The sequence below is a fragment of the Salinivibrio sp. SS2 genome (genome assembly GCF_001722075.1).
GTDB classification, from domain to species: Bacteria; Pseudomonadota; Gammaproteobacteria; order Enterobacterales; family Vibrionaceae; genus Salinivibrio; species Salinivibrio proteolyticus.
The window spans coordinates 1-5430 of record NZ_MEBP01000122.1 but is presented as its reverse complement, the minus strand read 5'-3'; the positions used below and the strand labels follow the sequence as shown (position 1 = coordinate 5430).

4 protein-coding genes and 1 riboswitch are annotated in these 5430 nt (G+C 49.2%); of the genes, 2 read left to right on the top strand and 2 right to left on the bottom strand.

Annotated features, from left to right (window positions below; genetic code table 11):
* Positions 1–640 precede the first annotated feature (640 nt).
* Positions 641–1090: an RNA recognition motif domain-containing protein gene (locus BGK46_RS14745; RefSeq protein ID WP_069590510.1), complete on the top strand. Its 450-nt coding sequence runs from the start codon at positions 641–643 to the stop codon at positions 1088–1090.
* Here BGK46_RS14745 and murI read toward each other — a convergent pair.
* The gene (gene murI / locus BGK46_RS14740) at positions 1044–1862 is read right to left on the bottom strand and encodes a glutamate racemase (protein ID WP_069590508.1); all 819 of its coding nucleotides are present in this window, start codon (positions 1860–1862) and stop codon (positions 1044–1046) included. The genes BGK46_RS14745 and murI overlap by 47 nt on opposite strands.
* An 80-nt stretch (positions 1863–1942) precedes the next feature.
* Positions 1943–3757 (bottom strand): TonB-dependent receptor domain-containing protein, encoded by a 1815-nt coding sequence (locus BGK46_RS14735; protein ID WP_069590506.1) that lies wholly within the window; start codon positions 3755–3757, stop codon positions 1943–1945.
* Positions 3758–3788: 31 nt separating this feature from the next.
* Positions 3789–4020: riboswitch (cobalamin riboswitch) on the bottom strand.
* 122 nt (positions 4021–4142) lie between these two features.
* On the opposite strand from BGK46_RS14735, the gene trmA reads away from it, so the two are divergent.
* Complete coding sequence (gene trmA / locus BGK46_RS14730; protein WP_069590512.1) at positions 4143–5246, top strand: tRNA (uridine(54)-C5)-methyltransferase TrmA; 1104 nt, start codon at positions 4143–4145, stop codon at positions 5244–5246.
* The last annotated feature ends 184 nt before the right edge of the window (positions 5247–5430 follow it).

The window sequence follows — 5430 nt, the reverse complement described above, 5'->3', positions numbered from 1 at the left end:
TTTGTTTATCTCCGAAGAGAAAAACGAATTGACTGTGCCGAATAACTAAAAGTTATCGTTTGGTCACTCAGTTCATCGAATAAATCTTTTTGTCTATTCTCAACGAGTGCCCACACAGATTGCATAGGTCAAATTGTTAAAGAGCGTTGACTTTCGAAGCGTTGCTTCGCTCGGTCAGGGCTGCGTATATTACTCGCCTTGCCGATGAAGTCAAGAAGAAATTTTATCTTTTTGTTGATGCCAACCGGCGAAAACAAAACCTCTTTTTGACTCCCCTAACGCGTTGTCGGCGTTAAGTAGGTGGGCTATCTTAATCATTTAAAAACTGACGTCAAGCGTTTATTTTTATTTGATTTTTTGCCCCGACATGGCCGCTGAGCGCTTGCCCTGTGTGCCGTGTCGATGGGGCGCATTATAGCGACCCGGATCACACTGACAAGGGTTTTTCGCGTTTTTTATTTCGAGTGGACAATAATCCACCTAAAATGATGAATAACCAGCGATTTGAAACATTATAGCTACGCGCCTTTTACCAAGAAGTAACGCTGGTTGATTTTCTAAGAACCATTTAAGGGTACGCCGCTGCCAAATTGTCTTGCGTACCATCACTTTATTACTTGTATTAACGCTTATGACGCTTATGAAATCACCAATTGCTTTTGTATTGATTATCACCATCGCCATCCTCGGTGCCATTGTAGTAAACCTAATGAGTACGGTTTCTCCCGCTTTGGCTTTCGCTGCCGGTGCGGTTATCAGTGGTATTGCCTGCTTATATGCTCCCCAAGCCACAGTGACCGTTGCAACAAAAGAGGAAGATCCCCCTCAGAGTAAGACGATTTATGTCGGCAACCTGCCCTATCGCGCCAATGAAAATGATGTGAAGTCCCTGTTTGGCGAGCATGGAGAAGTGTTTGCGGTAAGGTTAATGAAGGACAAGCGTACCGGTAAACGTCGTGGCTTTGGTTTTGTTGTGATGGCGGCTGCGCATGCAGATGATGCTATCGATGCCCTAAACAACAATGTTTACGGCGAGCGAACACTTAAAGTGCGTGAAGCGAACGATCCAAAAAAGCGGGAGCATAGCTAACGCACTCTAGTCCAATCGAGCGGATATAATCAGACAAGGCGGCGGCTTTTATAGGCGTCGCCGTCGCGTATGCGCGATTGCCATCACTGTTATCGCTGGTGACAGATGCTTGCGGCGTGACCAATGAGGCAACACGACGTGCAATGGCACTGCCGGAGTCAACCAACTGGACCTGTTTACCCATCGCCGCCTGTATTTCATCATGTAAGAGTGGAAAGTGGGTACAGCCTAGCACCAAGACATCGATGTGCGAATCAAACGGTGCAAGTATGGCGCTAAGGTCTTGCTGATTCACCGCCTCCCCACGCAGTTTACGCTCTGCCATATGTACTAATGCTGTTGTCCCTACCGAGACAATTCGGCAATCTTTGGCGAAATCTGCGATCAGTTGTGCCGTATAAGGCCGGTTGACGGTGGCTGGGGTCGCGAGCAGACCGATAGCTTTGTGTTGACTCAAAGCCGCCGCTGGCTTGATCGCTGGCACCACGCCAACAACCGGTATAGAGAGTGCGTCACGCAGTGTCGGCAGCACGAGTGTCGAAGCTGTATTACACGCAATGACGATGATATCGACTGCATGGCGCTCACAGATTGCTTTGACCAGAGTAAGTACGCGATGCACTAGGCGTTGATCTTCTAATTCGCCATAGGGGAAAGCGGCATTGTCGAACAAATAGGTATATTGAGCGCTCGGCAAGCTTGCCTTGATCGCTTGGTAGACAGATAAGCCTCCGACACCGGAGTCAAAGATCAAAATATGGGGTTGCGCCATGATCCAGCCACTCAATAAAAAAACGCCCTTATCATAACGATAAAGGCGTGATTAAAGCTAGCTTCGCCGTGAAACAGGCACTAGTACTGATAGTCTAACGTCATAAAATAGCCGCGTTCAGCTGACGGATAACCACCCGCGGTTTCGTAGTCTTTATCAAATACATTATCGACTTTACCTTTTACGGTCAGATTATCGGTCGCCTGATAGGACGCAGTAATCGTCCACAGGCTATAGCTTCCCAACATCTCTCCACCGGAATAATCCAGACGTTCACTTTGATACTGCCACTGAGTACCGAGCTGCAGTCGCTCCCATTGGTAGGATGCATCCCACTTCGCTATCCGTTTAGCGCGACGTGCGAGCTGCTCGCCTGTTTTCTCATTTTTAGGGTCTTTATATTCTAACGATATGCGGTTATTTAAAGCGTGGACATCAAAGTTAGCAATAAACTCAACGCCTTCGATCTTAGCTTCGCCCACGTTTTGGTTCTGACCGTTGGGGTAACTACCTGCATACTGAATGAGATTATCAATGCGATTGATATAGCCTGTAAGTGACCAATCAACGTCAGCCGTCACGCCACGAAGAGCAAGCTCGGTGTTGGATGATTCCTCCGGCTTGAGCGTTGCATTACCGCCCCATCCGTAAAGTTCAGTCAGACTTGGGGCCTTAAAAGCGGTGCCGTAGCTGGCGACCAATTGATACCCTTCCGCTATCGCAAGACCCGCGCTTGTCTGCCATGTCGTATGTTGCCCGTATTGTTCGTTATCATCCGAGCGTGCGCTTGCCTCAATAGATAGTGCCTCTACTGGGCTAAATTGCGTTAAAAGGTAAGTGCCAAGGTTATCACGCGGGTTGATTGCAATATCATCGGGGTTAGTAATCAAGCTTCCTTCATTAAAGGTATCTTGTCGATAATCCACACCACCACCAAGCAGCCAATCCTCCGTGGCTTGATACTGGAGTCCCAACGAGGTAGAGATTTGCTCAACATCTGAAGTTTTATTGTTTTTACGGTCACTGCCGGGGCTGTAGTCGAAGTTTTCTTGTTGGGAGATTTCTGCGCTGAGTGTTGCACTCCAGACATCAGAGCGATAGTTCAGCGTACTGGCCAGTGATTGGCTTTCTAACCAGCCATGTTTTAAGCTACCAAAATTATCGTAATCATACTCATTCTGGTACCAGCGTCCCGTGATATCGGCCGACCAAGATGGATTCCAGCGATGACTGTATCCAAGCTGCGCATTGCGGCCGGTAAAACCATGCTGATCACCTTGGTTACTTGTCGTTGGATGAACATTGTATCCATCATTCGACTCATACCCAGCCGCACCAGAGAAGTGACCGTGATCGCCCAATTTTGTTGCCCATGCGCCACTAACAGCATGATGATCCAAACTGCCTACGGTCGCTGAGACATTGGCTCGCTCTTTATTGCTTTTGGTGATGATATTAATCACCCCGCCGATCGCGCTCGACCCATAAAGTGTGGCGCGTGCGCCGCGAATAATCTCAATACGCTCGATACTGTTTACTGGGATCTGATTAAAATCCACCGAGCCTTTGATGGATGACGCCATACGCATGCCATCAATCAAGACTAAAGAGTGGTCTGATTCCGTGCCGCGCATAAAAATAGAGGCAATTTGTCCACGGCCTCCGCTTTGAGCAATCTCGATGCTCGGCACCGTACGCAATACATCGACAAGGCTTCGCGCCTGCAAGCGCGCAATGTCTTGACGCGTTAAGATAGTTGCCGATTGCAACACTGAAGCATCTGACTGCTCAAACCGACTAGCAGTCACCACCACCGTTTCGGTGTTTTGCTCGGCCCACGCGCTCACAGGGAGTAATGACGCCGCCACTAGGCTCGCCACAATCTGTTTGTTCATTGGTTATTCCTTTCTATCGCGAGAATATGCAGCGTTATGCTGCGGGGCGGGCTGTGTTCGGACTTAAGAGCGTGGCTTTCGCCGCCTACTGCTAACGACTTCCCATCGCATACTGTTAAACAGTATTGGCGACAGTGTCTGGCCTAGCGCCGAGTTAGGGTCGTTCTCTTACACCGCTGCGCGTCAGTTGCGGATTCTCACCGCATTCCAGTGACCAACAGGCTTATACTTGCTGATCGCGTACCCGCTCACGGATAGTAGCCGTCTAGATGGATATTGTCCATTGATAACCCTATTGAATAAAGGAGAATCGTGAGCAAGGGTGGACATGGCTGGGGATTTGTCTAAAATCTGCGCTCATTTTCCAATCGCTGAGGCAGCCATCATGACCAAGGCTCACACCGCCGTTGACTACGACACACAGCTTGCTGAGAAAGTACAACGACTCACTACCCAACTCGCGCCGTTTCATGCGCCTGAGCTAGAGATCTTTCGCTCACCGGAAACCCACTATCGGATGCGCGCAGAGTTTCGAGTATGGCATGAAGGCGACGACCTGTATTACATCATGTTTGATCCTGCGACCAAGCAGAAATATCGAGTCGATACCTTTCCTGCCGCAAGCCGTTTGATCAATGATTTGATGCCGCTATTGATGGATGCCATCAAGCCTAACGACGCGTTGCGACGTAAGCTCTTCCAAGTTGATTTTCTCTCCACTTTAAGCGGTGAGATCTTGGTGTCTTTGCTGTATCACCGCCAGCTAGACGAAGAGTGGGACGAGGCCGCGCAAGCGCTTAAACAACGTTTGAACGATGAGGGCTTTAACCTCAACCTGATTGGCCGTGCGCGCAAGCAAAAGAAAGTGCTAGACCGCGACTACGTTTTGGAAAAACTCAATGCTGATGGTCAGACATTGATCTACCAGCAAATTGAAAACAGTTTTACCCAACCAAACGGGCCGGTGGCGGAGAAAATGCTGGAATGGGCCATTGATTGCACCCGCGATAGCCAAGGTGATTTGCTGGAGCTGTATTGTGGGAATGGCAACTTCTCACTGGCACTAGCGAAAAACTTTCGCCGCGTCCTCGCCACCGAGCTGGCGAAACCTTCGGTACAATCGGCGCAATACAATATTGCCGCCAACAACATCGACAATGTGCAAATTATTCGCATGTCTGCCGAAGAGTTCACTCAAGCGATCAATGGCGAGCGCGAATTCCGCCGCTTAAAAGACCAAGGGGTAACGCTGAGTGACTATCAGTGCAATACCATCTTTGTCGATCCCCCTCGTGCGGGCATGGATGATGAAACCTGCAAAATGGTGCAAGGTTACGATCGGATTTTATATATCTCCTGTAACCCTGAGACTTTGGTCGAGAACCTAGAACGCCTCAGCCAAACACACCGCATTAGTCGCTGTGCGCTGTTCGATCAATTCCCGTTCACCCACCATACCGAAGCGGGTGTGTGGTTGGAGCGTAAATAATTACAGGAAGCGAGTTCGTTACAACGTAAAAAGGCGTCTCTCGACGCTTCAGATTGCTGACGAACCCCGCCTTTTTAGGCGGGGTTCTTTTTGATAAGCGGCCGTAGGCCGCGATCGCGATATTTTTTGTTAGAGAGTGGCTCATACACAACGACCATCGCCTATAATTGGCAGGGATAGATGC

Excerpts from the sequence above, each read along its gene's own strand:
- BGK46_RS14745 (WP_069590510.1), top strand. The coding sequence starts at position 641 with ATGAAATCACCAATTGCTTTTGTATTGATTATCACCATCGCCATCCTC.
- murI (WP_069590508.1), bottom strand. The coding sequence starts at position 1,862 with ATGGCGCAACCCCATATTTTGATCTTTGACTCCGGTGTCGGAGGCTTA.
- BGK46_RS14735 (WP_069590506.1), bottom strand. The coding sequence starts at position 3,757 with ATGAACAAACAGATTGTGGCGAGCCTAGTGGCGGCGTCATTACTCCCT.
- trmA (WP_069590512.1), top strand. The coding sequence starts at position 4,143 with ATGACCAAGGCTCACACCGCCGTTGACTACGACACACAGCTTGCTGAG.